This window comes from Streptomyces sp. NPDC030893, assembly GCF_055571535.1.
Genome location: NZ_JBVIFC010000001.1, coordinates 422,620 through 446,977, shown reverse-complemented (window position 1 = coordinate 446,977; position 24,358 = coordinate 422,620). Strand labels below are relative to the sequence as shown.

Sequence of the window (24,358 nt, the reverse complement as noted above, 5' to 3'; positions counted from 1 at the left end):
GTCCAGCCCCCAGCAGCACAACCGCCCGCAGCGCGGGGCGGGCGCCAGCCCCCAGCAGCACAACCGCCCGCAGCGCGGGGCGGGCGCCAGCCCCCAGCAGCACAACCGCCCGCAGCGCGGGGCGGGCGCCAGCCCCCAGCGGCACGGCTGCCCGCAGCGGCGGGGTGCGGCGCCGGTCCCAGCCGCGTGGCTGCCTGCGGTGGCGGGGGTTACGACGGGGGCAGGTGGGTGAGTTGGGTGCGGATTCGGGTGATGTCGTCCTCCGCCTTCGCCAGCCGCGTGCGGATCTTGCCGACCACGTGGTCCGGCGCCTTCGCCAGGAACGCCTCGTTGCCGAGCTTCGCCGTCGCCTGGGACTTCTCCTTCTCCGCCGCCGCCAGGTCCTTCGCCAGCCGCTTGCGCTCCGCGGCGACGTCGATCACACCGGACAGGTCCAGCGCGACCTCGACGCCCGCGACGGGCAGGGTCGCCGTCGCGGCGAAGGAGTCGCCCTCCGGCTGGAGGCGCAGCAGTTGCCGGATGGCCGGCTCGTGCGGGGCCAGTGCCGTACCGGAGAGGGTCAGCCGGGCCGGGACCCGCTGGCCCGGCTGGAGCCCCTGGTCGGCGCGGAAGCGGCGGACCTCGGTGATCAACGACTGGAGCGTCTCGATCTCCCGCTCGGCGCCGGCGTCCCGGAAGCCGCTGTCCTTCGGCCATTCCGCGATGACGACCGACTCGCCGCCGGTCAGCGTCGTCCAGAGGGTCTCCGTGACGAACGGGACCACCGGGTGCAGCAGCCGCAGGGTGACGTCGAGGACCTCGCCGAGGACCCGCTTGCTGACCTCGGCCGGCTCACCGCCCGCCTGGAACGTCGTCTTGGACAGCTCGACGTACCAGTCGAAGACCTCGTCCCACGCGAAGTGGAACAGCGCGTCCGACAGCTTGGCGAACTGGAAGTCGTCGTAGTACGCGTCGACTTCCGCGACCACCGAGTTCAGCCGGGACAGGATCCAGCGGTCGGTCGGCGACATCTTCGACGCGTCCGGCAGCGGGCCCTCGACCGTGGCGCCGTTCATCAGCGCGAAACGCGTCGCGTTCCAGATCTTGTTGGCGAAGTTCCGCGAACCCTGGACCCAGTCCTCGCCGATGGGGACGTCGACGCCGGGGTTGGCGCCGCGGGCGAGGGTGAAGCGCAGGGCGTCGGAGCCGTACTTGTCCATCCAGTCCAGCGGGTTGACCGCGTTGCCGAAGGACTTCGACATCTTCTTGCCGAACTGGTCGCGGACCATGCCGTGCAGGGCGATGGTGTGGAACGGCGGCGTGCCGTCCATCGCGTACAGGCCGAACATCATCATCCGGGCGACCCAGAAGAAGAGGATGTCGTAGCCGGTGACCAGGACGGAGTTCGGGTAGAACTTCGCGAGCGACTCGGTCCGTTCCGGCCAGCCGAGCGTGGAGAACGGCCACAGGCCGGAGGAGAACCAGGTGTCGAGGACGTCGGTGTCCTGGTGCCAGCCCTCGCCGCTCGGCGGCTCCTGGTCCGGTCCGACGCAGACGACCTCGCCGTCCGGTCCGTACCAGACCGGGATGCGGTGGCCCCACCACAGCTGGCGCGAGATGCACCAGTCGTGGAGGTTGTCGACCCAGTCGAAGTACCGCTTCTCCATCTCCTGCGGGTGGATCTTGACGCGGCCGTCGCGGACGGCGTCACCGGCCGCCTTCGCCAGCGGGCCGACCTTGACCCACCACTGCATGGACAGCCGCGGCTCGATGGTGGTCTTGCAGCGCGAGCAGTGGCCGACGGAGTGGGTGTAGGGCCGCTTCTCGGCGACGATGCGGCCCTCGGCGCGCAGCGCGGCGACGATGGCGGAGCGGGCCTCGAGCCGGTCCAGGCCCTGGAAGGGGCCGTGGGCGGTGATGACCGCGTGCTCGTCCATGACGGCGATGGCGGGCAGGTCGTGCCGCCGGCCGATCTCGAAGTCGTTCGGGTCGTGCGCCGGGGTCACCTTGACGGCGCCCGTGCCGAACTCGGGGTCGACGTGCTCGTCGGCGACGACCGGGATGGAACGGTCGGTCAGCGGCAGCTTGATCAGCTTGCCGACGAGGTGCTTGTAGCGCTCGTCGTCGGGGTGGACGGCGACCGCGGTGTCGCCGAGCATCGTCTCCGCGCGGGTGGTGGCGACGACGATGGCGTCGTCACCGTCGCCGTACTTCATGGAGACGAGCTCGCCGTCGTCCTCCTGGTACTCGACCTCGATGTCGGAGATCGCGGTCAGGCAGCGCGGGCACCAGTTGATGATGCGCTCGGCGCGGTAGATCAGCTCGTCGTCGTAGAGCCGCTTGAAGATGGTCTGGACGGCCTGCGAGAGGCCCTCGTCCATGGTGAAGCGCTCGCGCGACCACGCGACACCGTCTCCCAGACGGCGCATCTGGCCGCTGATCTGCCCGCCGGACTCGCCCTTCCACTGCCAGACCCGCTCGACGAACGCCTCACGGCCGAGGTCGTGGCGGGACTTGCCCTCCTTGGCGAGCTCCCGCTCGACGACGTTCTGCGTGGCGATGCCGGCGTGGTCCATGCCCGGCTGCCACAGCGTCTCGAAGCCCTGCATGCGCTTGCGGCGGGTGAGGGCGTCGATCAGCGTGTGCTCGAAGGCGTGCCCGAGGTGCAGGCTGCCGGTGACGTTCGGCGGCGGGATGACGACGGTGAAGGGCGGCTTGTCACTCTTCTCGTCCGCCTCGAAGTAACCGCGCTCCACCCAGCGCTCGTACAGCGGCGCCTCTACATCGGCCGGCGCGTACTGGGTCGGCAGTTCGGTCGTGGGCGCTGGTGGCTGCTGCTGAGCGTTCTCGGTCACGCGGCTCAGTTTAGAGGCGTCACGAGCCTGTCCCGAAACGCGTTTCGTTTGTAACGGTGCGACCCCCACTGGCCTGAACGCATCACTCCTGAGTCAGGATGTCAGCAACGCGTAAGCATCTGGAGGGGAACCCAGTAATGAGCTACAACCAGCCGGGCCCGTACGGCGGGCAGCCCCAGCAGCCCGGGCCGTACGGCCAGCCGGGACCTTACGGCCAGCAGCCGCAGGCTCCGCAGCCCGGCTACGGCTACCCCCAGCAGGCTCCCCCGCCCGGCCAGCCCGGGTACGGCTACCCGCAGCAGCCCGGCCAGCCCGGCGTGCCGCCGCAGCAGCCCCCGTACGGCCAGCAGCCGCCCTACGGCCAGCACGGCCAGCCCCCGTACGGCATGCCGCCCCAGCAGCCCGCGTCGGGCGGCGGCGGAGGCAAGAAGGCCGCGATCATCGTCGGCGCCGTCGCCGTCGTCGCCGCCATCGGTGTGGGCGCGTACTTCGTGATCGGCGGGGGCGGCGGCGCGGGCGGCCTGGAGGACGACGGCCCGCACAAGCTGGCGACGCCGGAGAAGGTGCTGGGCGAGTACACGCGTGTCGGCGACGGCGGCGAGGACTCCAGCTCCGGCATGGCGGACGACCTGGCCAAGGGCGGCATCAAGGACGGCAAGTCCGTCGCCGCCGCCTACTCGACGGCCGACTTCAGCAGCTACGACCCGCAGGACCCGACCACGCTCCCGGACCAGTCCGAGCTGCTGGCCGCGAAGGGCGTGTCGTTCTTCGGCGCCTACGGCCAGGTCACCGAGCCGGAAGCCGCGGTCGACAAGATCTTCGCCTCGCTCAAGAAGGAGACGGAGAAGGGGTCGAACAACGAGCTGATGTCCGAGCTGGTCGGCGAGCCGGAGTCGGTCGACATCGACGGCGCGGTGATGAAGTGCCAGGCGGCCAAGGGCACCAACGACCTCACGCAGAAGGAGACGACCAACTGGTTCTGCGCCTGGGCCGACTACAGCACCATCGCGGTGGTCTCCCCCGGTGACAACACCAAGGACATCACCAAGAGCGCCGCGGCGGACATCACCACCAAGCTGCGCAACGAGGTCCGCACCAAGGCGTGAGCGCCACGGCATCAGCGACTGGAGGGGGAACGAAGCAATGAGTCACAACCAGCCGGGCCCGTACGGGGGGCAGCCCCAGCAGCCGGGGCCGTACGGTCAGCCGGGGCCTTACGGGCAGCAGCCGCAGCCCGGTCAGCCCGGTCAGCCCGGGTACGGCTACCCGCAGCAGCCCGGCGTGCCGCCGCAGCAGCCCCCGTACGGCCAGCAGCCGCCCTACGGCCAGCCCCCGTACGGCATGCCGCCCCAGCAGCCCGCGTCCGGCGGCGGAGGCAAGAAGGCCGCGATCATCGTCGGCGCCGTCGCCGTCGTCGCCGCCATCGGTGTGGGCGCGTACTTCGTCTTCGGCGGGGGCGGCGGTGCGGACATCGCCGACGACGGGCCGCACAAGCTGGAGCCGCCGGCCTCGGTCGGCGAGTACAAGAAGGGCGGCGGCTCGTCCGGTTCGGGCGACGGCGGCCCGACGGGGACGAACTCCAAGGCCGACCTGGAGAAGATCGGCATCGAGGGCGGCAAGGTCGTGAAGGCGTCCTACGCCAGCGGCTCGTCCACCGAGCTGGGCAAGGCCATGGCCTTCAACGGCGCCTACGGGGAGATCAGCGACCCGGAGGGCTCCATCGACAAGGCGTTCGTCAACGCCCACGAGAACTCCAAGGACACCGGTGACAACGCGGGTGAGCCGGAGACGGTCACCTGGGAGGGCAGCCCGGAGACGGTCGAGCCGGACGGTCTCGACGGTGCCGTCATGAAGTGCCAGACGGCCAGCATCAGTGAGGGCGACACCAAGCTCGAGATGCCGGTGTGCGTGTGGGCCGACCACAGCACCTACGGCGTGGTCAACGGACTGGACCTGGCCGCGGCGCAGGAGGGGGGCAGCGGCGGTCTCGCCACGGACGACGTCGCCGCGTTCGCCGCCGAACTGCGCTCCGCCGCGCGGGTCAAGGCCTGATCCGGGATCGTAACGACGCGCGAAGGGGCCCCGGTCGCCGACCGGGGCCCCTTCGCGCGTCGTTCTTTCCTCCGCCGCGGTTACGCCGTCTTCTGCTCGCCGGAGCCCCGGCCGCGGGCGTCGCGCGGGATCAGGGTCGGGTTGACGTTGGAGAGGACCACGTCGGCGGTGATGACCACGCGGGCGACGTCCTTGCGGGACGGGACCTCGTACATCACGCCCTGGAGGACCTCCTCCATGATGGCGCGCAGGCCGCGGGCGCCGGTCTGGCGGAGGATGGCCTGGTCGGCGATGGCCTCCAGCGCCTCGCGCTCGAAGTCCAGCTCCACACCGTCGAGTTCGAAGAGGCGCTGGTACTGCTTGACCAGCGCGTTGCGCGGCTCGACCAGGATCTGGAGCAGGGCCTCGCGGTCCAGGTTGTGGACGCTGGTGATGACGGGGAGCCGGCCGATGAACTCGGGGATCATGCCGAACTTGACCAGGTCCTCGGGCATGACCTGCTCGAACTGGTCCTTGTTCTCCAGCTCCCGCTTGGAGCGGATCGTCGCGCCGAAGCCGATGCCCTTGGCGCCGGCCCGGCCCTCGATGATCTTCTCCAGTCCGGCGAAGGCGCCGCCCACGATGAACAGCACGTTCGTCGTGTCGATCTGGATGAACTCCTGGTGGGGGTGCTTGCGGCCGCCCTGCGGGGGGACGGAGGCCGTGGTGCCCTCGAGGATCTTCAGCAGGGCCTGCTGTACGCCCTCGCCGCTGACGTCGCGCGTGATCGACGGGTTCTCACTCTTGCGGGCGACTTTGTCGATCTCGTCGATGTAGATGATCCCGGTCTCGGCCTTCTTGACGTCGTAGTCGGCCGCCTGGATCAGCTTCAGCAGGATGTTCTCGACGTCCTCGCCGACGTACCCCGCCTCGGTGAGGGCCGTGGCGTCGGCGATCGCGAACGGCACGTTCAGCATCCGGGCCAGGGTCTGGGCGAGGAGGGTCTTGCCGGAGCCGGTGGGGCCCAGCAGGAGGATGTTGGACTTCGCCAGTTCGATGGCGTCCTCGCGGCCCTGCGCGCCGCCGTTCTCGCCGGCCTGGACGCGCTTGTAGTGGTTGTACACGGCGACGGAGAGGGCCTTCTTGGCGGCCTCCTGCCCGACCACGTACCCCTCGAGGAACTCGTAGATCTCGCGGGGCTTGGGAAGCTCCTCCCAGCGGACCTCGCTGGTCTCGGCGAGTTCTTCCTCGATGATCTCGTTGCAGAGATCGATGCACTCGTCGCAGATGTACACACCGGGCCCTGCGATGAGCTTCTTGACCTGCTTCTGGCTCTTGCCGCAGAACGAGCACTTGAGCAGATCGCCGCCGTCACCGATGCGTGCCACGGTGTGCTTCCCCTTCGCCTGGGAGACGACCGGACGTCGATGTCCGGCGGCTCCTGGTGCTGCCTTATGTCCGACGGTACCTTGCCTGGCCCCCCGTTCGGGCCCCCCTTGGCACGGTTCACTTTGACGTGGACCGTGCCAAACCGTGCCAAGGGGCGGCAGACGTTACACCCCCGCCTCGCGTCAGCGCAGGCTGGAGTTGTCCATCTTCCGGGTGGTGATGATCTGGTCGATCAGTCCGTACTCCAGCGCGTCCTCGGCCGTGAGGATCTTGTCGCGCTCGATGTCCTCGCGGATCTTGTCCAGCGGCCGGGTGGAGTGCTTGGCCAGCATCTCCTCCAGCTGCGTACGCATCCGGAGGATCTCGTTGGCGGCGATCTCCAGGTCGGAGACCTGGCCGCGGCCGGTCTCGCTGTACGGCTGGTGGATCAGCACGCGCGCGTTGGGCAGCGCCATGCGCTTGCCGGGCGTACCGGCGGCCAGCAGGACGGCGGCGGCGGAGGCGGCCTGGCCCATGCAGACCGTCTGGATGTCCGGCTTCACGTACTGCATCGTGTCGTAGATCGCCGTCAGCGCGGTGAAGGAGCCGCCGGGGCTGTTGATGTAGACCGAGATGTCACGGTCGGGGTCCATCGACTCCAGGCACAGCAGCTGCGCCATGACGTCGTTGGCGGAGGCGTCGTCGATCTGCACGCCGAGGAAGATCACCCGCTCCTCGAAGAGCTTCGCGTACGGGTCGTACTCGCGGATGCCCTGGGAGGTGCGCTCGACGAAGCGCGGGATGACGTAGCGGGACTCGGCCGAGGGGCCGGTGTAGCGGCCCTCGGAGGCGGAGGCGGCGGGCGTGCGGTCGTACAGGCCGCTGCCGGGGAAGCTGTTCACGGTGTCTCCTGAAAGGGGCTGAGGCGTCGGCTGGGGCTGCTGGGGCTGGTCACCGGGCCCGGGGGCCCGGTGGGGGCGGGTACGGGGCCGGGGGCCTCCGTACGGCCGCTCAGGCCCCGGTGCCGCCGCCGCCCGGCATGCCGGCCGCCGTGGCGATCACGTCGTCGATGAGGCCGTACTCCTTGGCCTCGAAGGCGTCGAACCAGCGGTCGCGGTCGGAGTCACGGGTGATCTGCTCGACCGACTGACCGGTGTGCTGGGACGTCAGCTCGGCCATGCGCTTCTTGGTGTGCAGCAGCCGCTCGGCGTGGATCTTGATGTCCGAGGCCGAGCCGGCGAGACCGGCGGACGGCTGGTGGATCAGGATCTCGGCGTTCGGCAGCGCGAAACGCTTGCCGGGGGTGCCGGCGCTCAGCAGGAACTGGCCCATGGAGGCCGCCAGGCCCATCGCGATCGTCACCACGTCGTTCTTGATGTACTGCATGGTGTCGTAGATCGCCATGCCGGCCGTGATGGAGCCGCCGGGGCTGTTGATGTACAGGTAGATGTCCTTGTCCGGGTCGGAGGCAAGGAGCAGCAGCTGTGCGGTGATCTTGTTGGCGATGTCGTCGTCGACCGGCTGGCCGAGGAAGATGATCCGCTCGCCGAGCAGCCGGTTGTAGACCTGGTCGCCGAGGCCACCACCGATGGAAGGCTCGCCGGCGGCTGAGGGCATCAGATTCGTCACGTATCCACCTGCTCGTCTTACGACGGCGCCGGGCCGTCTCACGTTTCCCTGCGGGCTGGAGCCTTGTTCGGTGACTCCCCTGCCCTCGTATTCATGGACCCTAACGCGGGGGCTGCGCCGGGGAATCCCGGTAACCGGGGTGTTCGCCGGGGGCGTAGTGCTCCGCGGGGGGCGCCGGGTGCGTTTACGCCATGGTGCGTGGTGGAGCGCGCGGGCGGGCACGGGCCGGTGGGGGGCTGGTCGCGCAGTTCCCCGCGCCCCTGGGGTGGGCTGCTCCGACGCCGGACCGTGACGAACCGGGGTCGAGCGCGGCGTCGCGTGGTTCCCCGCGTTCCCGGGGTGCTTGCGGCAGGGCCCCGTGGTGTCGTACACCCCGGGGCCCTGGTGATCACATCAGCGGTGACGCGAGGATCAGCCCTCGGTCTTCTCGGCGGCGGGGGCCTCGGTGGCCTCGCCCTCGGCGGACTCGGTGGCCTCGGCCTCTTCGTCGTCCTCGTCCTCGAGGTCGACGATCTCGCCGTTGGTGTCCTTGACCGTGGCCTTCTCGACCACGGAGGCCAGGGCCTTGCCGCGGGCGACCTCGCCGACGAGGAGCGGGACCTGGCCCTGCTCGACGACGGCCTGGGCGAACTGGTCGGGGGACATGCCGGAGGAGGCCGCGCGCCGCATGAGGTGCTCGGTGAGCTCCTCCTGGTTGACGTTGAGCTTCTCCTGCTTGACGAGCTCGTCGAGGACGAACTGGGTCTTGATGCCCTTGACCGCGGCCTCACGGGTCTCGGTGTCGAACTCCTCCTCGGTCTTGCCCTGGATCTCCAGGTACTTCGCGAGGTCGAGGCCCATCTGGCCGAGCTGGTGGTGCTCGAGGTTGTGCTTGCGGGTGTTGATCTCGTCCTCGAGCAGCTTCTCGGGGACCGGGACCTCGACCAGCTCGAGCAGCTTCTCCAGGACGCGCTCCTGCGCCTGCGTGGCCTGGTCGTACTGCTTCATGTTCTCCAGGCGCTTGCGGCTGTCCGCCTTCAGCTCCTCGAGGGTGTCGAACTCGGAGGCGAGCTGTGCGAAGTCGTCGTCCAGCTCGGGCAGCTCGCGCTTGGCGACCTGGGTGACCTTGACGGTGACCTCGGCTTCCTTGCCGGCCGCCGAGCCGCCCTTGAGCTCGGAGGTGAAGGTGGCCTCGCCGCCGGCCTCCACGCCCTTCACGGCGTCGTCGATGCCGTCGAGCAGCTCGCCGGAGCCGATGGTGTAGGAGACGCCGTCGGCGACGCCGTCCTCGAGGACCTCGCCGTCGACCTTGGCCTGCAGGTCGATGGTGACGACGTCGCCGTCCTCGGCGGCGCGCTCCACCGGGGAGGTGGAGGCGAAGCGCTCACGCAGCTCCTCGACGGCCTTGTCGACGTCCTCGTCGCTGACCTCGACGGCGTCGACCTCGACCTCGATGCCGGAGTAGTCCGGGATCTCGATGGCGGGGCGGATGTCGACCTCGGCGGTGAAGTTCAGCGTCTCGCCGTCCTTCAGCTCCGTGATGTCGACCTCGGGCTGGCCCAGCGGGCTCAGCTCGGCCTCGTTGACCGCGTCGGTGTAGAACTTCGGGAGGGCGTCGTTGACGGCCTCCTCCAGCACCGCACCGCGGCCGAAACGCTGGTCGATGACCCGGGCCGGGACCTTGCCCTTGCGGAAGCCCTTCACCGTGACCTGCTGGTTGATCTTCTTGTACGCCGCGTCGAGGCTGTCCTTGAGCTCCTCGAAGGGCACCTCGACAGTGAGCCGAACCCGGGTCGGGTTCAGGGTCTCCACGGCGCTCTTCACGGTTCGGTCTCCTTGTGGCTGACTTCTCGGGTTCTGCCGGGACCAGAGCGGCCCGGCCGATTCGCCGCCCGGAGGACTTCAGAGACACACAGGGCGCGCAGCTTGCATAGTAACGGCAGCGGCTACGGCACCCAAAAGGCGATCACCGGCTCAGGAGCAGGTGGCTGGTCGGGGTGGCGGGATTTGAACCCACGGCCTTCCGCTCCCAAAGCGGACGCGCTACCAAGCTGCGCCACACCCCGTCTGGTGCGAGACGTAGGGTACATCGACCCGGGCGGAACGGCCGCCGCGTTTCCCTGCGCGGTGCGGTCCGGGCGGGCCCCGGGGCGGTGGTCCGGAAACGGGGTGTGCGACGAGGGCGTACAACCCGCTACGATGCCTGTCAGTGCCGCGGCCTTCCGACGCGCGGCGCTCCGTGTGCGGGCGTAGCTCAATGGTAGAGCCCCAGTCTTCCAAACTGGCTACGCGGGTTCGATTCCCGTCGCCCGCTCTGTACGACTCAGGGCCAGGTCAGAGGATGATTCCTCCGCCTGGCCCTGATCCCTTTCCGGGGTCCCGATCAGTCGGTCGTGTCCCCGGCGTGCCCCTTGGGCTTTCGATCTTTCCTCTTCTTGCCCTTCCGTACCTTCTTCCGGCCCTTGTCGACGAGCCCGGACACGGCATCGGCGATCAACCGGTCCCGCTCGGCGCTGGCGTGCTGGTAGATCAGCGCGGCCCGCGCGGTGCTGTGACCCATGCGCGCCATCAGCTCGCGGGTACTGGCACCGGTCGACGCAGCCAGCGTGTTGCCGGTGTGCCGAAGATCATGGAAGTGCAGGCCCTTGATGCCGGCGTCGGTGCACGCGGCGCGCCATAGCCGGTTGAAGTGGTTCCGGCGCGGGGTCGCACCCTTTGCACCGATGAACACACGGCCGTCGGCGCCCGGTTCGGCGTACCGCTTCAGGTGCTCGCGGATGTCGGGGATGATCGCGGCAGGGATGGACACCGTACGCTTGCCCGCCGCGCTCTTGGGCGCCTTGATCTCACGCTGGCCGTTGTTGAGTTCGGCGACGGACCGGCGGACGCGCACGGCGCCGTGGTCCAGGTCGACATCCCGGCGGTACAAGCCGATCAGTTCGCCCCAGCGAAGACCGAGGAAGCCCGCCATGAGGACGAGCGCCCGGTAGCGCGGCTGGATGGCGTCGGCGAGGTCGTACACCTCCTGCACTGTGGCGGTGGGCCGCTCCGGGGTGTGCACCACGCTCGCGCCCTTGATCGTGCAGGGGTTGCGCCGGATCATCTGGTCCGAGACGGCGGTGTGCAGGATGGCGCGGAGCAGCGCGTACGCTTTGGCAACGGTCGTCGGACCGGTGCCGGCGGCGAGCTTGTCCGCGCGCCAGCGACGCACGAGCGGGGGCGAGATGTCGGCGACGTTGACACCTCCGAAGGTGGGTTCCAGGTGATGCCGGAGGAGCGAGGCGTAGAGCTGTCGCGTCCGCGTGGTCACCTCCCGTTCCTCGATCCAGGCAGCGGCATACGGACCGAACGCCATCTTCCCGGCGTCAGGGTCGTGCCAGTCGCCGCGTCGCATCTCGGTCTGCTTGTCGGCCAGCCAGGCATCCGCGTCCTTCTTCGTGCGGAAGGTCTCCGGGGCCGGCCGAAGCATGCCGTCGGGACCGACATAGCGGGCCTGGTAGCGACCGGACGGGAGCTTGCGGACCCGGCCGAACTGTCGGCGCTTCCCTGCCATCAGGCAGCCACCCCCTGGAGAGCAGGACGACCCCGCCGCGGCTGCACCGTGTTGGCAGCTATGAACTCCCGTACAGCGCTCTCCGGGATACGCACGTGACGGCCCACCTTCACGTACGTGATGCGGCGTTCTTCGATCAGGCGGCGCGGGAAACGCACGCTGGTGCCGAGGAGTTCGGCGACCTGATCAACGTTGAGATAGCGCTCATGCATGGTCTTGCTCTCCTTCCTGACGCAGGTCTGCGAGTGCTTCGCGGGCGGTTTCGCGGTTGAGCTGGAGGCCGCGGGCGATGGTGGCGGCGAGCACGGATTCACCGGGGGTGTGGCCGTGGCCGGCGTACTGCCAGTCAGCGAGGACGAGGACGGTGTCCGGCTCTCGGTCGTCCAGGCCGAGGGCGGTGTGTTCCTGGGCTGCGCGGTAGTCGGCGCGTGCCTGACGGAGGGCGCCGAGGGTGGTGGAGTAGCGGCGGGACTTCGAGGAGAAGTGGCCGCGGAAACCGAGCATGTGAGCCCAGGCCCATAGCCGCCGGTCGGGATACAGCGAGTCGAGGTCGCGGCATGCGGTGATCAGGCGGCGGGTGTGGTCGGGGACGCCGTGGCGGTCGAGTTCGGAGAGCTCCCCGATGCGGCGGTCGAGGGTTCCGGTGTTCTCGGCTGCCTTGGTGGCGTACTTCGCGACGTAGGAGGCGACGGCCTGTTCGGTGATGTCGGAGCCGTCCCCGAACGCCTTGACCGGGCGGACGTCGAGCTGTGTGCCCCACCGGAACGTGCGGGCCGGTTGGTCGGCGGCGGCCGGGACGGAGACCGAGGTGTAGGAGTGCGCGGCAGCTGCGCGGATCGCGTCGGCGAGGAGATCGACGGTGGCCCAGGACGGAGGCGGAGTGTCCGGCCCGTCGGGCCCGTCGAGGCGTACGACGGCGTGGAAGTGCAGGGCGCCGCGTTTCTGGAACTCGGCGACCTTGCCGTACGACAGCCGGGCCGACTCCTTCAACTCGCGTTGGGTGAGGCCGGCGCGGGCGGCGATTTCGCGGCGGAGCCGGTTGGTGAAGCGCTGCCAGAGCTGCCCGGCATGGTTGTTGAAGAGCACGGCGCCCGCGTAGTCGTACGTTTCCGGGTCGAGGGCACTGCCCAGTTCCGGAGCGTCCGGGGCATGGCGAGCACCGCAGCGGCAGACTCCATGGTCGGGCCGGTTGTGGACCGGGCCGAACGAGGGTGCGGTGAGGGTGGCGAAGACGCGCGGGTGATCCCGGATGGTGGCGGGGATGTCGCGGCGGTCGTCACCGGCGAGGCCCGCGCGGATCAGGTGGTAGGTGTCGCCCGCGTAGGTCCAGGCGCAGGACGGGCAGCGGGAGGCGCGGCGGTTGCCGCAGGCGACGCGGAGGCGTCCGCCGGGCTCGCCCTCGGTCGAGTAACGGTGCAGCGTCTCGCCGGTGGTCTTGTCCTTGTGGATCGTCCAGCCGGTCAGGTGGATGGGATCGGAGCAGCCACCGGTGCGGCGGATCTGGTCTTGCCAGCGGTCGAAGCCGGGGGACCCGGCCACCCTCAGCAGGTCGCCGAGGGTGGCCGGGTCGAGCAGTGCGTCAGGCACGGGCCCGCTCCCGTGCGGTCGGGCGAATGGTGCCGGTGCCGTGGCAGGTCGGGCAGTGGGCGGTGATGGTGCGCAGGTGTCCGCGGGTGTTGCGTCCGCCGGAGGTGACGGCGACGGTGGCGAAGCCGTCGCAGGTGGGGCAGATACGCGGCGGGGGCGGGGTGCGGTAAGTCATGATGGGGGTTCCTTTCGATTGCGGTTGGAAGGAACGGCCCCGGGTGGCGGCGTGCTTGGCGGCTTGTGCGCCACCCGGTGGCCGGTCAGTGAGAGGTGCGGAAGTCCCGGCGGCCACGGCCCTTGGCCGCGTACATGGCCGCGTCGGCGGTGGCGAGCGCTTCCGTCAGGAGCGGCACCGGCAGTTCGGCGAGGGGGCAGACGCCGACGGAGGCGGCCAGGGGCAGCGACGTGTCCGCATAGGGCAGCGGCCGGTGCAGTTCGGCGGTGAGCGCGTCGAGGTCGGCGGCGGCCAAGTCGCGGACGACGATTACGAACTCATCCCCGCCGAGGCGTCCGGCGGTGCCGTTGCGTCCGCACCAGGTGCGCAGCCGGTCGGCGGTGGCGACGAGGGCGGCGTCCCCGGCGGCGTGGCCGTGGGTGTCGTTGAGGCTCTTGAAGTGGTCGAGGTCGACCAGGAGCACGGCGGCGGTGGAGTGCCGGCGGATGAGGCGTTCCGCGCGGGCGGTCCATCCGGCGCGGGTGTGCAGGCCGGTGAGCGGGTCGCGGCGGGCGGAGGCGAGACGGCGGGTGAGGATGCCGCCGTGCAGGGCCCAGCCGAGTAACGGCAGGAGGGTCGCGGCTATCTGCGGGTCCATGGGTGTTTCCCTTTCGCGAGCGCGGTTGGAGGAGCGGAGCGATGGACCGAGGGCGGCGGCGTGCTGGCGGCTTGTGCGTCGCCCTCGGTCCGGTCAGCGGTGGCGCTTGGTGTCGGTGTTGACCAGGGAGCGGATCACCAGGGCGCAGACGGCGACCGAGGCGCCCGTGATGGCGACCGCGAGGAGCAGGGAGACCAGGACGGCGCCGACGACCAGGACGACGGCGGTGCCGCCGCCGACGAGGGCGAGCGCGGTGCCGGGGGTGAGCTGGACCGTGGGCCGGGTCGGCAGCGGGGCCGGGGAGACCGGGGCCGGCGGCATGGCCGAGGTGCCCGGCGTGATGCTGGCCGGTTCGACGACGACCGCGGGCGGGGTGACCCGGCCGGTGGGCTGGGGCATGGTCGGGAGTTTGGGCCGGAACATCAGCGGGTCTCCTTACTTGACGGCGGTGTCGATGACGGGGGCAAGCACGCTGTCGGCGAGGAGGAAGCCGCCGAGGAGGAGCACGGCGATCAGCCACCAGGGCGGGCGGACGAGCTTGACGCCGAGCCAGCCGATGACGATCAGGGCGAGCCAGAGCGGGACGTCCATGACGGTGGCCTCCTAGCGGACGCGGCAGCGGTGGGTACGGGCGGCGAGCTGAGCGGCGGACTGGCTGGAGTAGTCGGCGGACCAGCCGCAGTCGTCCGAGCTGCACACGGCGGCGTGCTTGGTGGTGCCGTTGCGGTCGCGGTGGGTGCCGATCTGCACGGGGCCGATGCGCATCACGGAGTGGAAGAAGTCGCGGGCGGGCATGTCAGTCGGTCTCCGTTCGGGTCAGGGTCGGGTCGGGGAAGGTGGCGCGGATACCCGCGGCGGTGGCCGGGTCGGCGGTGCGGCGGGCGGCTTCCTCGGCGAGCAGGTGAGCGAGGTAGGGCCGGTTCGCGGCGGCCATCTCGCGGGCGCCGTCGAGGTGGTCAGCGGCGGTCAGGTCGTTCAGGTCGCCAAGCACGAGGTGTCTCCCTCCGGGTCAGGCGAGTTGGGCAGCGATGGCGTCGGCCATGTGCGGCGGGACGCCGAGGCGGGCGCGCAGGGTGTCGGTGTCGATCCGGGCACCCGTCCGGTGCTCGTGGTCGGCGGCGACCTTGCGGGCGTGGTCGACCAGCGCGGCCGGGACCGGAACGGCCGGCGGTGCCGGGTCCGGGTCGGCGGCCGGGAGGGCGGGGGTGTCGTCGACGGCAGCCACCGGTACCGGTTCCGGGTCCGGCTCAGCAGGGGCGACCGGTTCGGGCTCCACCTCGGGCGCGGGCTCAGGGTCCGGGTCCGGGGAGTGGCCCGCGGGTGAGTGGGCGAGGAGGGTGCCTCCCATGAAGGCCAGGGCTGGCCAGGCGGCGACCAGGATGCGCAGCCAGGCCGGAACGTCGTCCAGGTCGAGGAGTCCGGCGGTGGCGACGTTCGCACCGAGCGAGGCCACCAGGGCGATCAGGAACCAGCACCAGGCCAGCCGGGACGGCCCATCGGTCCGCAGCCGACGCCAGGCGGCGACCAGCAGCAGATCAACGGAGACCGGATAGGCCCAGGCCTTCCAGCCGTCCTGTCCAGCGGCGGCAGCCAGGTCGTGAAGGTGGGCGAAGGACAAGGCGCCGGCGATGACGGCCTGAACCAAGACGGCATCCACGCGCAGAGAAGAGCGGGTCATGACGGCTTCTCCTTCCGGCTCAGGCGGCGGCCGGTACGGACTCGACAGCCGGAGCGGGGACCGGGGCGAAGGTGCCGAGGGCGGGCCGGAACGGCGCGAGGACGGGCAGGTCCGGGGCCAGGTGGGCGTGCCGGTTGCAGACGTTCACCGCGTGCCGGAGCGAGGTGTGGGGGGCGCGGATGCGGGCCCAGCCGCCGGCCGAGTCACCGGTGACGGCGACGCCGGGGGTGTCGGTGGGGATCTGGATCGCGGCCAGCACGGCATCCGGGGCGATATCGCCGAAGGCCATGTTCGCCGAGGATTCGTCGTTGACCCGGTGCGCGGTCCGGCCGGTGAGCTGGGCACGGAGCATCGTGATGCCCTTGCCGAGTTCCGAGCCGAAGCGCTGCCCGCAGATCTCCAGGTAGATCCCTGCCGCGCGGCCGAGCTGGGCGAGCCGGGCGAGCGCGGTGATGATCCGGTCCCGCCGCTTCTCCTCTTCCTTACTCGCGTACAGGGCGAGTTCGGCGACCTCGTCGACCAGGACCACCACCGGCACCGGCCGCAGGTGTTCCGGCAGGTCCCAGATGTCGGCGGCGATCTCGGCATCAGGCACATCAGCGGTGATTCGCTGCTCGGCCCGGAGGAGTTGATACACGTCCTGCATGTGGGACACCAGCGCATCGAGGAGTTCGGCGGCTGTGTCGGGGCTGTCGGCCAGCGCTGAGAACCGGCGCGCCAGCGGGAACAGCTCAACCCCTTGCTTGCAGTCGATGCCGACCAGGGCAACGCGCTGCGGCGCGAGCGCGGCCACAAGGGTGCGCTGATAGACCGACTTCCCCGACTCCGTGGCACCCAGGGTGAGCCCGTGCGGCACAGCCCGGTAATCGCGGTAGTGCACGGCTCCGTCTTCACGCAGGGCGACCGGGACCCGCATCGGCCGGGTATCGACGTGCGCAGGCATCTGCACGCGCTTGAGCACGTCATAGCCGGTCATGCGCAGTTCGACGACCCCCGAGCGCAGTTCGCGGGAGGTGACGCCGTACATGGCGAAGGAGTGCCGCAGCCGGTCGCACGAGGCCGCGACGTCGAAGGCGTCCTGACCGGGCCGGAGCTTGAGCCGGAGCACCAGGCCGGTACGGGTCACCCGCACCCGCAGGATGCGCGGAGCGCGAGGACCGGGAACGGGCCGGTTGGTCATCCGGGCCAGGGTCAGGCGCCAGCGGGGGGCCGGGACCGTGAGCCCGCATGCGTCCATGACCGAGCCGTAGCGGACCAGGACCCGCAGCGCGGCGAAGGTGACCCCGAAGGTCAGCCAGAACCAGGCGGGGCGCCGCCACCGCAGGAGACCCGCAGCGGCGACGACCAGCACCAGGGCGAATAGCAGCCGCGTCATAACTCAGGCCGCCTTCGGCTTCGACGCGCCATCGGCGAGCGAGGTCACCGCGACCGCGCGGAAGGCGATGCCGTGCCGCTTCTGGCCGTTGAACTCGTTCTCCCACGGCGAGGCGACCACGCCGGTCAGCACCACCGGAGTCCCCATGGTCAGGTCCTTGGAGACGCCCGGCTCCGGAACGGTGAGCTTGAGGATCTCCACCTCGTCGGGCGTGGAGAACATGACCTCCACGGTCATCAGGGTGGCACCGTCCTTGTCCACGGCGATCTCACCGGTACGGCGGTCCTTCACCTTGGGCTGCGGGGCCTTGGCGACCATCACGGTCGCGTTCGCGGTGTCGACGGGGATCTGACGCATCGTCTGTTCTCCTGATCTGGCGGAGTTGAGCCGCCGTTCGGCGGTGAGATCAGGAGACCGCGAGAGGTGGTGGACGCATCACGGTCCGCATGGACGCTTGGGGACGTCTGAGCTATCGTCAAAACGTCCCTACGGCGTCCCAAGGGAGGACACGTCATGGCGAACGAGCGTCTGCGCGCGGCGATTTCAGCGAAGGGCGAGACGATCCAGTCCGTGGCACAGCACGTCGGGGTGGACCCCAAGAGCGTGGAGCGTTGGATCACGACGGACCGCACGCCGCACCGGGGACACCGCTGGAAGGCTGCCAGCTTCCTCGGCGTCGATGAGGTCTACATCTGGCCGGCCGTGCAGAAGCAAGCCGAGTCGGCGAGCGCATCCGAGCTGATCACGTACTACCCCCACCGGGGCGCGGTACCGGCCGCCTTGTGGTCATCGCTGATCGAGAAGGCGAGTGATCACGTAGACATCCTGGTGTACGCGGGACTGTTCCTCTTCGACAACCACCCGGACCTTCCCGACCAGTTGGCAGAGAAGGCCAAGGCCGGCGCGCAAGTTCGCGTCCTGCTCGGCGACCCCGACTCGGAGATGGTCCGCCAGCGTGGCGAAGAGGAAGGCATAGGCGGTGATCTTGCCGCACGGGCCCGGATCACCCGGCGATACCTCGAACCGGCCATGACGACGCCCGGCGTGGAAGTCCGGCTGCACGACACGATCCTCTACAACTCGATCTACCGCTTCGACGACGACGTGTTGGTGAACCCTCACGTGCTCGGCGCGCCCGCGGGGCAGAACCCCGTCCTGCACTTCCGCTACATCCCGGGCGCGCGAACGTTCCGTCACTACATGCGGAGCTTTGACTACGCGTGGGAGCGTGGACGGCCCGAGTAGCCAGCCAGGACACGGAAACCACCCGGCGGATCGTGTAAGGCTTGGCACATGGCCCGAGTCGACTACTTCAACGATCCGAACGCACCAGAAGCGAACAGCATCGTTCCGTCCGTCACCGCCGTTGCACTCAACGATGCGGGGGAAGTGTTGCTGATCCACAAGACGGACAACGACCTATGGGCACTCCCCGGCGGTGGAGTCGATGTCGGCGAGTCAGCCCCCGCTGCGGCCGTACGTGAGACCAAGGAAGAGACCGGGTTCGACGTCGAGGTGACGGGACTTGTCGGTGTCTACACCAACCCGGCGCACGTCATGGCGTACGACGACGGCGAGGTCCGCCAACAGTTCTCGATCTGCTTCCGGGCACGGATCACCGGCGGCGAGCTGCGCACGAGCAGCGAGAGCAAGGAAGTGGCGTTCGTGCACCCGAGCCGACTGGACGCCCTGAACATCCACCCGTCGATGCGGATGCGGATCGATCACGGACTTGCCGACCGGCCCGATCCTTACATCGGCTGATCACCGAGGCGGGAGCGCGTCCGCTCGACAGCGGCCCCGAGGTACGGGCGCGCCTTGCTGATCGCGTTGTGCACCTCGCTGCCTGACGCGTACCGCTTGAGGATCTCGTCAATGCGGTGATCGAAGTCGAAGGACTGCCCCGCCGGCCCGGTCGTCATGTCCGCGAAGATCAGTGCGTCCAGCACGGGAGAGTCCTCCCGCTCGTAGACGTCCAGTTCGGCAGTCAGGCCCCGCTGCTCAGCCTCATACACGGCTCCGGAGTGGTGAGCGACCAAGCACACGAGTCGGGAAGGCGCACCGTGCGTCTCCAGGTATCGAGCCCCATCGAGCGGATGAAACCCCGTGTCCCGCAGTTCCGAGGCATACCCGATGTCGTGCAGCCAAGCGGCGGCCACGAGTAGGTCACGGTCCTCTTCGGACACAGCCGCGGAAGCCTCGCAGGCACGAGCGGCGACCGCCTGAGTGTGCAGCCAGCGGTTCCCGAGCGGGGGCAACAGCGACTCGGCCAGCTCGGCCGCGCCTTGGGGCGTGTCTAGTCCAGAGGGCATATATCGCACGGTAGCCCAGGTGAGCAGGTAGCCAACAGTCCGGAAGCCGCCGCCCGAGCTGTGGCGCGGTAAGAGTTTCCCTACGTTGATCAAGGCTCGCTGCGCTCGCCGTCGCTCCCGGCCTCCTGGAACTGCAAGCAGTCCGATCGGAGATCGGAGGTGCCGCGCACAGCGCGGCGGCGCCGGTCGGTCGCCGCCGCGCCGCCCCTCCTTGCCTTCGTCACCGGGGCTGCGCGCCGTCGCCCGCCCGCGCCCACAAGGGGGCGAAGACCAGGCCGGGGCTGAACGGAGGGGGCGGAGCCGAGGTCAGAACCCGTCGTGGCTGGGGCGGCCGGCTCCGCGACTTTAGCCAGCCACTTTGGCGCGAGCCTCGAAGATCATGGCCCCAACGTCGTGCTTTAGCGGGCAGGTCCACAGACTGCCCGACGCGCCGGAAGCTTACGGGGCCATGATCACTCGCGCCAAAGCAGCTCCCGGCCAAAGTCGCTCCACCGACCTTGCTTGCCATCGAGACGCCGTGGACCGCATAGTAGCTTTTCAGCCAACTTTGAGGCTCGCGCAGCCTACTCACCAATGCGAGTAGTTCCGAGTCCATCCGAGTCTCGCCGAGTCTTAGGCCAAGCGCCTAGTTGCCGGAAGTGAGCGACCGCAGACCCAGTTGGACGGAGACGGACGGCCTCGCTGCTACGGTCCTCGAAGCGGGTCAAGCCCCAGCAACTCCAAGTTCTGGCCAGCGCTGGGCAGTTGTGGCGACGAGCCTGCTAGAGTGCCCACGCGCGTACTGTAAGCACGCCAAAAAGACGTCTGCGACACCTCTCACAGCACGCCGACGCCTGATGGCTCTACGAGGAGGGACCCCTTGGAGGATTCCAACCCCAGCGCCAGCCCATCACAATGCAATGGGCTAGTTGATATGAGACTGTACAGCCGCGACTTGCTCGCGAGCAAGTCCAACTTGCATGCCAGTAAGCCACAGACGCATGGGTGCTGTCGCACCAAGACCGAAACAACGGCACAGGCGCTCCAACTGATCACAGCGATCGTCGGCCTGGTCGCGGTCGCTGCCCCTTGGATCAGGCAACTCATGTAGCAACCGATTCACATGCCCCTCGCGTGCCCGATGCGAGGGGCACCAGCGGGGAACCACGGGTACTCGCAGGCGGAGCCTTAGGAAGCACCAGGTCAACGACCTCCCAGCTCAGCCGGATCCGCATACGCGATCTTCCAAACTGGCTACGCGGGTTCGATTCCCGTCGCCCGCTCTCTTCGGCTCAGGGGCCGGGTTCGAGATCTTGTTCTCGAACCCGGCCCCTCGGCGTTCCGGCGGAGCGGTTCCGCGGGGCGGGGTCAGAAGCTGATCGAGTTGACCATCTCGGCTATCGAGTCCAGGAACCGCTGGATGTCGTCGGCCATGCCGGTGGAGGCGAGGAAGAAGCCGAAGAGGACGGCGACGATCGCCGGCCCGGCCTTGATGGAGCCACCTCTCAGCAGCACCACCAGGATGATCGCCAACAGCAGCACCACTGACAGTGAAATGGCCACAACTGATCACACCCTCGGTCGGTTCGGCTTCCCCGGCCCGGGCGACGCGACCCCGCGCACCCCGCCAGAACCATCGTGCCACCAACACGGCCGCGTCATGCGGCGGCTGACGCATCGTTCGCCGCGCCGTGTCCCCGCGCGGGTGCGCCGCTGCGCCCCGGAGGACCAACGGCGCTATTTCGCACGACAATTCGAAGGAGCACGCGCGCAGGCAATTCGACAAGGCCGTTGCCGTCTCCACACAATGCGTTCGCAGGTCTTTCGAATGGTCACCGCAAATGCATCGCAGAAGCACCGCAGATGCGCGACAGATGTCCCAACGGGCCTGCGGGGGACGCTTTGACGGGGCGCGCAACCGGACATATCGCAGGAGTCCCCTGGCGACCTCATGCACGGATTGATCCGGAAGAATCCTGACAAGTACGGGCACCCGGAGCGGTCAAACCCCCTTACCGCGTCATGTGTTGCCCCTCACCTCACAGGTATGCGCGCTTTCCCCGATCCGGGGTACCCGGACCGAATACCAGGAATGACGTCGGGCGTTTTACGAAATCCCACGGACAACGCTAGGGTGCCTCAGATGTTCCACGCTGCCTCGTCCCCCGCAAGCGCAGCGAGCTCACCGATCGTCCCCCCGAGTTCCCGCCGGGAGGGTCAGTGACGGACTCGCAGCGACCGCACGGCAACCGCAGGACGCCGCTCCCCCCGGCCGAGTCACCGGCGGACGGAGTGCCGAGCCCGCGCACCAACAGCAAGGAAGACGACCGGCCGGCCCCGTCCGGCAGACAGCGCGACGCGTTCTTCGACAACGCCAAGTACCTGGCGATCGTGCTGGTGGCCGTGGGCCACGCCTGGGAGCCGCTCAAGGGTGACAGCCGGACCCTGGAGGCGGCGTACGCGGTCGTGTACGCGTTCCACATGCCGGCGTTCATCATCATCTCCGGCTATTTCTCCCGCAGCTTCGACATGCGGTCCGACCGGCTGCGGCGGCTGATCACCGGCGTCGTCGTGCCGTACATCGTCTTCGAGACCGCCTATCCCCTCTTCAAGCGGTTCGTGGACGACGACCCCGGGCAGGAGATCAGCCTCGCCGACCCCTGGTACCTGACCTGGTTCCTGGTCGCCCTGTTCGTCTGGCGGCTGACCACGCCGATCTGGAAGCTGGTCCGCCACCCCCTGCCGCTGGCCCTGGGTATCGCCATGCTGGCCAGCGTCAGCCCCGAGATCGGCAACGATCTCGATCTGCAGCGTGTGCTGCAGTTCCTGCCGTACTTCGTGCTCGGTCTGTGTCTGCGGCCGGAGCACTTCCACCTGGTGCGCCGCCGGTCGCTGCGGATCGCCGCGGTGCCGGTGTTCGCGACGGCCCTGCTGCTCAGCTGGCTGGCCGTGCCGCGGCTGAGCGCCGGGTGGTTCTACCACCGTGACTCCGCGCAGGAGCTGGGCGGGCCGTGGTGGGCGGGCCCGCTCATGGTGCTCGCGACGTTCGGCTGCTCGCTGCTGCTCGCCGCCTGTTTCTTCGCCTGGGTACCGGGACGCCGCACGTGGTTCACGGCGCTCGGCGCGGGCACGCTGTACGGCTATCTGCTGCACGGCTTCGTGGTGAAGGGCGGCGACTACCAGGGCTGGTTCGAGCCCTCCGTCCTCCACACACCACTCGGTGCCGTGGTGGTGACCGTCCTCGCGGCGGCCATGGTGACGGCGCTGTGCAGCAGCCCGGTGCGGCGGGTCTTCCGGCCCGTGGTGGAGCCGAGGATGGAGTGGGCGTTCAAGCGGGACGCCCCCGCATCGGCGCCCGCGGGCGAGCGGGTGGAGCAGCGGGAGTCGCGCGAGAAGGTGACCGCCTGACCGGTCACTCGCTCCCCTTCACGTCAGACCGAGAAGCGCGCGCATCCGTGCGTACTTCTCGGTCAGTCGTTTCCGGGTCGGCCCGTCGAGGACCGCGAGCCGGGCCGGGTCGGCGTTGTGCGCCAGGTCCGCCTCCTTCACCAGCAGCGCGCCGGGTGTGGCGAGGATGCGGGCCGCGTACGCCTCGGGCGGCTCACCGGGCCGTTTGGTGACCGCGAGGACGATGTCCTTGGTCCGCCGGGTGAGGGCGGCCTCCTCGAGCCACTGTCCGGTGAGCCGGTCGTCCTCGACGGCGTCGTGCAGCCAGGCCGCCGCGATCTGTTCCCGGTCGCCGCCGCGTGCCCGTACGCCGTCGGCGACGGCCCGGAGGTGCTCGGCGTAGGGGCGGCCCGCCTTGTCGGTCTGGCCGGCGTGCGCGGCGCGGGCGATGGCCTCCACCTGGTCCGGGGTGAGCGGGGTACGCGGTGTGTCGGTCATCCGTCCAGTGTGCCCGGGGAGTTCAGCGGGCCGCGGCGGCCGTCGGGCCCTCCCGGCATATGAGCAGCAGCGCCCGGTCGTCGTTAACGTCCTTGGCGACCGACTCGATGAGGTGCCAGGCGGCGCCGTGGAAGCCGCCGGCGACATAGCGGTCGGCCTCTCCGGTGAGGCGGTCGATGCCCTCGACCATGTCCCGGTCGGAGGTCTCCACCAGGCCGTCGGTGAACAGCATCAGCACGTCCCCGGGACGCAGCGAGCCCTTCACCGAGTCGAACTGGGCGCCGTCGTACACGCCCAGCAGGGGGCCGTCGGCCGCCTTCTCCTCCCAGCGGCCGCTGCCCGCGCTGAGCTGGAGGCCCGGCGGGTGCCCGGCGGAGTACAGCTCGTAGTCGCCGGAGTCCAGGTCGAGCACCAGGTGGATGGAGGTGGCGAAGCCCTCGTCCCAGTCCTGGCGGAGCAGATAGCCGTTGGCGGCCGGGAGGAAGGCGTGCGGGGGGAGGCTGCCGAGCAGGCCGCCGAAGGCGCCCGACAGCAGCAGGGCGCGCGAGCCGGCGTCCATGCCCTTGCCGGAGACGTCCGTCAGCACGACCTCCAGGGTGCGCCCGCCGTTGGTGCGGGCCGCGACGACGAAGTCACCGGAGAAGGACTGGCCGCCGGCCGGGCGCAGCGCCATCTCACGGTGCCAGCCGTCCGGCAGCTTCGGCAGCTTGCTCTGCACCCGGATGCGTTCGCGCAGGTCGAACAGCATGGTGCCGCCGCGCCGCCAGGGCACGCCGACCCGGCTGCGGAACTGGGCGACGAGCAGTCCGAAGAAGCCGCAGGCCGCGACGACCAGGACGACTCCGGGGGTGACCCGGGCCGCGCCCTCGGTGTAGGGGCCGAGTTGTACGGCCTCCACGATGAGCGCGGTCGCCGCCGCCGCGTACAGCCCGAGCAGGCTCGCCGGGCGCAGCAGCAGTCCGCCCGCGACGATCGGGATGACCAGTGCGGCCGGCGCGCACCACACGGAGTTGGCGAGGGTCCCGGCCGCGATCAGCGGGACGGTGAGGAGCAGTCCGGCGAGCGCGATCCAGTCCGAGCCGTCGCCGCGGAAGTAGTCGACGGCGGCTCGGCGCACGCCGACGCGGGCCCGGTGCCACTGCTTCTTCAACCGGGCCGTGAACGTGTCGGCTTCCGCGCGCCGCTCTCGTCCTGCTGCCATTAGTTCGGGACCCTATCCATCGGACCGGCCGCTTGGCACGGGAGGTCCTGGTTGTCCCCTCCGACGGGGACCGGACTCACAGTGAACTTCACGGAGCGCCGCCGTGGGGGCGCCCGGGAGAAATTCCGTCGCTCG

General features: G+C 69.7%; 26 protein-coding genes, 2 tRNA genes and 1 pseudogene. 6 read left to right on the top strand and 23 right to left on the bottom strand.

Annotated features, from left to right (window positions below; all coding sequences use genetic code 11):
- Positions 1 to 209 precede the first annotated feature (209 nt).
- On the bottom strand, positions 210 to 2,834 hold the full coding sequence (locus ACZ434_RS01990; protein ID WP_468450761.1) for a valine--tRNA ligase: 2,625 nt from the start codon (positions 2,832 to 2,834) through the stop codon (positions 210 to 212).
- A gap of 137 nt (positions 2,835 to 2,971) precedes the next feature.
- On the opposite strand from ACZ434_RS01990, the gene ACZ434_RS01985 reads away from it, so the two are divergent.
- On the top strand, positions 2,972 to 3,940 hold the full coding sequence (locus tag ACZ434_RS01985; RefSeq protein ID WP_468450759.1) for a hypothetical protein: 969 nt from the start codon (positions 2,972 to 2,974) through the stop codon (positions 3,938 to 3,940).
- 37 nt (positions 3,941 to 3,977) lie between these two features.
- Entirely contained in the window at positions 3,978 to 4,886 is a 909-nt protein-coding gene (locus tag ACZ434_RS01980; RefSeq protein ID WP_468450757.1) for a hypothetical protein, read from the top strand.
- Positions 4,887 to 4,966: 80 nt separating this feature from the next.
- On the opposite strand, the gene clpX is transcribed toward ACZ434_RS01980, so the two are convergent.
- The 5 genes from clpX to ACZ434_RS01955 form a co-directional block, all read right to left on the bottom strand.
- Positions 4,967 to 6,253 (bottom strand): ATP-dependent Clp protease ATP-binding subunit ClpX, encoded by a 1,287-nt coding sequence (gene clpX / locus ACZ434_RS01975; protein ID WP_468450755.1) that lies wholly within the window; start codon positions 6,251 to 6,253, stop codon positions 4,967 to 4,969.
- 183 nt (positions 6,254 to 6,436) lie between these two features.
- Entirely contained in the window at positions 6,437 to 7,135 is a 699-nt protein-coding gene (locus ACZ434_RS01970; RefSeq protein WP_468450753.1) for an ATP-dependent Clp protease proteolytic subunit, read from the bottom strand.
- A gap of 109 nt (positions 7,136 to 7,244) precedes the next feature.
- Positions 7,245 to 7,850, bottom strand: a complete 606-nt coding sequence (locus ACZ434_RS01965) for an ATP-dependent Clp protease proteolytic subunit (protein WP_359191959.1) — start codon at positions 7,848 to 7,850, stop codon at positions 7,245 to 7,247.
- A gap of 423 nt (positions 7,851 to 8,273) precedes the next feature.
- Positions 8,274 to 9,665 (bottom strand): trigger factor, encoded by a 1,392-nt coding sequence (gene tig / locus ACZ434_RS01960; RefSeq protein ID WP_468450751.1) that lies wholly within the window; start codon positions 9,663 to 9,665, stop codon positions 8,274 to 8,276.
- Positions 9,666 to 9,830: 165 nt separating this feature from the next.
- Positions 9,831 to 9,907: transfer RNA gene (locus ACZ434_RS01955), tRNA-Pro, on the bottom strand.
- A 177-nt stretch (positions 9,908 to 10,084) separates the two neighbouring features.
- Between ACZ434_RS01955 and ACZ434_RS01950 the strand changes: the two genes are divergently transcribed.
- Positions 10,085 to 10,155, top strand: a tRNA-Gly gene (locus ACZ434_RS01950).
- A gap of 69 nt (positions 10,156 to 10,224) precedes the next feature.
- Here ACZ434_RS01950 and ACZ434_RS01945 read toward each other — a convergent pair.
- The 12 genes from ACZ434_RS01945 to ACZ434_RS01890 all read right to left on the bottom strand — a co-directional run bounded on the left by ACZ434_RS01945 (position 10,225) and on the right by ACZ434_RS01890 (position 17,203).
- Positions 10,225 to 11,394 (bottom strand): tyrosine-type recombinase/integrase, encoded by a 1,170-nt coding sequence (locus ACZ434_RS01945; protein WP_468450749.1) that lies wholly within the window; start codon positions 11,392 to 11,394, stop codon positions 10,225 to 10,227.
- Positions 11,394 to 11,606, bottom strand: a complete 213-nt coding sequence (locus ACZ434_RS01940; protein WP_468450747.1) for a helix-turn-helix domain-containing protein — start codon at positions 11,604 to 11,606, stop codon at positions 11,394 to 11,396. Before ACZ434_RS01940 ends, ACZ434_RS01945 begins: the two co-directional genes overlap by 1 nt.
- The gene (gene repSA / locus ACZ434_RS01935; protein ID WP_468450745.1) at positions 11,599 to 12,981 is read right to left on the bottom strand and encodes a replication initiator protein RepSA; all 1,383 of its coding nucleotides are present in this window, start codon (positions 12,979 to 12,981) and stop codon (positions 11,599 to 11,601) included. The genes ACZ434_RS01940 and repSA overlap by 8 nt, the downstream gene beginning before the upstream one ends.
- Positions 12,974 to 13,156 (bottom strand): hypothetical protein, encoded by a 183-nt coding sequence (locus tag ACZ434_RS01930; RefSeq protein WP_468450743.1) that lies wholly within the window; start codon positions 13,154 to 13,156, stop codon positions 12,974 to 12,976. Before ACZ434_RS01930 ends, repSA begins: the two co-directional genes overlap by 8 nt.
- Before the next feature lie 85 nt (positions 13,157 to 13,241).
- Positions 13,242 to 13,793: a GGDEF domain-containing protein gene (locus ACZ434_RS01925; RefSeq protein ID WP_468450741.1), complete on the bottom strand. Its 552-nt coding sequence runs from the start codon at positions 13,791 to 13,793 to the stop codon at positions 13,242 to 13,244.
- A 93-nt stretch (positions 13,794 to 13,886) separates the two neighbouring features.
- Positions 13,887 to 14,216 (bottom strand): SpdD-like protein, encoded by a 330-nt coding sequence (locus tag ACZ434_RS01920; RefSeq protein WP_468450739.1) that lies wholly within the window; start codon positions 14,214 to 14,216, stop codon positions 13,887 to 13,889.
- 12 nt (positions 14,217 to 14,228) lie between these two features.
- Complete coding sequence (locus tag ACZ434_RS01915) at positions 14,229 to 14,384, bottom strand: hypothetical protein (protein WP_468450737.1); 156 nt, start codon at positions 14,382 to 14,384, stop codon at positions 14,229 to 14,231.
- A gap of 12 nt (positions 14,385 to 14,396) precedes the next feature.
- On the bottom strand, positions 14,397 to 14,588 hold the full coding sequence (locus ACZ434_RS01910) for a mobile element transfer protein (RefSeq protein WP_468450734.1): 192 nt from the start codon (positions 14,586 to 14,588) through the stop codon (positions 14,397 to 14,399).
- A gap of 1 nt (position 14,589) precedes the next feature.
- Positions 14,590 to 14,784, bottom strand: a complete 195-nt coding sequence (locus ACZ434_RS01905; RefSeq protein WP_468450732.1) for a hypothetical protein — start codon at positions 14,782 to 14,784, stop codon at positions 14,590 to 14,592.
- An 18-nt stretch (positions 14,785 to 14,802) separates the two neighbouring features.
- Positions 14,803 to 15,471: a DUF2637 domain-containing protein gene (locus ACZ434_RS01900; RefSeq protein ID WP_468450730.1), complete on the bottom strand. Its 669-nt coding sequence runs from the start codon at positions 15,469 to 15,471 to the stop codon at positions 14,803 to 14,805.
- Between the two features lie 19 nt (positions 15,472 to 15,490).
- The gene (locus ACZ434_RS01895; protein ID WP_468450728.1) at positions 15,491 to 16,846 is read right to left on the bottom strand and encodes an FtsK/SpoIIIE domain-containing protein; all 1,356 of its coding nucleotides are present in this window, start codon (positions 16,844 to 16,846) and stop codon (positions 15,491 to 15,493) included.
- A gap of 3 nt (positions 16,847 to 16,849) precedes the next feature.
- A complete protein-coding gene (locus ACZ434_RS01890; protein WP_468450726.1) occupies positions 16,850 to 17,203 on the bottom strand; it encodes an SCO3933 family regulatory protein in 354 nt (117 codons plus the stop codon).
- Positions 17,204 to 17,359: 156 nt separating this feature from the next.
- Here ACZ434_RS01890 and ACZ434_RS01885 point away from each other — a divergent pair, with 156 nt between their 5' ends.
- Both ACZ434_RS01885 and ACZ434_RS01880 read left to right on the top strand, forming a co-directional pair.
- The gene (locus ACZ434_RS01885; RefSeq protein ID WP_468450724.1) at positions 17,360 to 18,091 is read left to right on the top strand and encodes an XRE family transcriptional regulator; all 732 of its coding nucleotides are present in this window, start codon (positions 17,360 to 17,362) and stop codon (positions 18,089 to 18,091) included.
- A 48-nt stretch (positions 18,092 to 18,139) separates the two neighbouring features.
- Positions 18,140 to 18,610, top strand: a complete 471-nt coding sequence (locus ACZ434_RS01880) for an NUDIX hydrolase (protein ID WP_468450722.1) — start codon at positions 18,140 to 18,142, stop codon at positions 18,608 to 18,610.
- On the opposite strand, the gene ACZ434_RS01875 is transcribed toward ACZ434_RS01880, so the two are convergent.
- The 3 genes and pseudogenes from ACZ434_RS01875 to ACZ434_RS01865 all read right to left on the bottom strand — a co-directional run bounded on the left by ACZ434_RS01875 (position 18,598) and on the right by ACZ434_RS01865 (position 20,700).
- On the bottom strand, positions 18,598 to 18,861 hold the full coding sequence (locus tag ACZ434_RS01875; protein WP_468451771.1) for a phosphohydrolase: 264 nt from the start codon (positions 18,859 to 18,861) through the stop codon (positions 18,598 to 18,600). The genes ACZ434_RS01880 and ACZ434_RS01875 overlap by 13 nt on opposite strands.
- A pseudogene (locus ACZ434_RS01870) lies at positions 18,862 to 19,158 on the bottom strand (HDIG domain-containing metalloprotein); the annotation flags it as partial. It lies immediately after the preceding gene.
- A gap of 1,347 nt (positions 19,159 to 20,505) precedes the next feature.
- Positions 20,506 to 20,700: a hypothetical protein gene (locus tag ACZ434_RS01865; protein WP_360411203.1), complete on the bottom strand. Its 195-nt coding sequence runs from the start codon at positions 20,698 to 20,700 to the stop codon at positions 20,506 to 20,508.
- A gap of 657 nt (positions 20,701 to 21,357) precedes the next feature.
- On the opposite strand from ACZ434_RS01865, the gene ACZ434_RS01860 reads away from it, so the two are divergent.
- On the top strand, positions 21,358 to 22,545 hold the full coding sequence (locus ACZ434_RS01860; RefSeq protein WP_468450719.1) for an acyltransferase family protein: 1,188 nt from the start codon (positions 21,358 to 21,360) through the stop codon (positions 22,543 to 22,545).
- Between the two features lie 18 nt (positions 22,546 to 22,563).
- Here ACZ434_RS01860 and ACZ434_RS01855 read toward each other — a convergent pair whose 3' ends face one another.
- Together ACZ434_RS01855 and ACZ434_RS01850 are read right to left on the bottom strand one after the other, a co-directional pair.
- Positions 22,564 to 23,022: an HD domain-containing protein gene (locus ACZ434_RS01855; RefSeq protein ID WP_468450717.1), complete on the bottom strand. Its 459-nt coding sequence runs from the start codon at positions 23,020 to 23,022 to the stop codon at positions 22,564 to 22,566.
- A 22-nt stretch (positions 23,023 to 23,044) separates the two neighbouring features.
- Complete coding sequence (locus ACZ434_RS01850; protein ID WP_468450716.1) at positions 23,045 to 24,223, bottom strand: PP2C family protein-serine/threonine phosphatase; 1,179 nt, start codon at positions 24,221 to 24,223, stop codon at positions 23,045 to 23,047.
- Positions 24,224 to 24,358 lie beyond the last annotated feature (135 nt).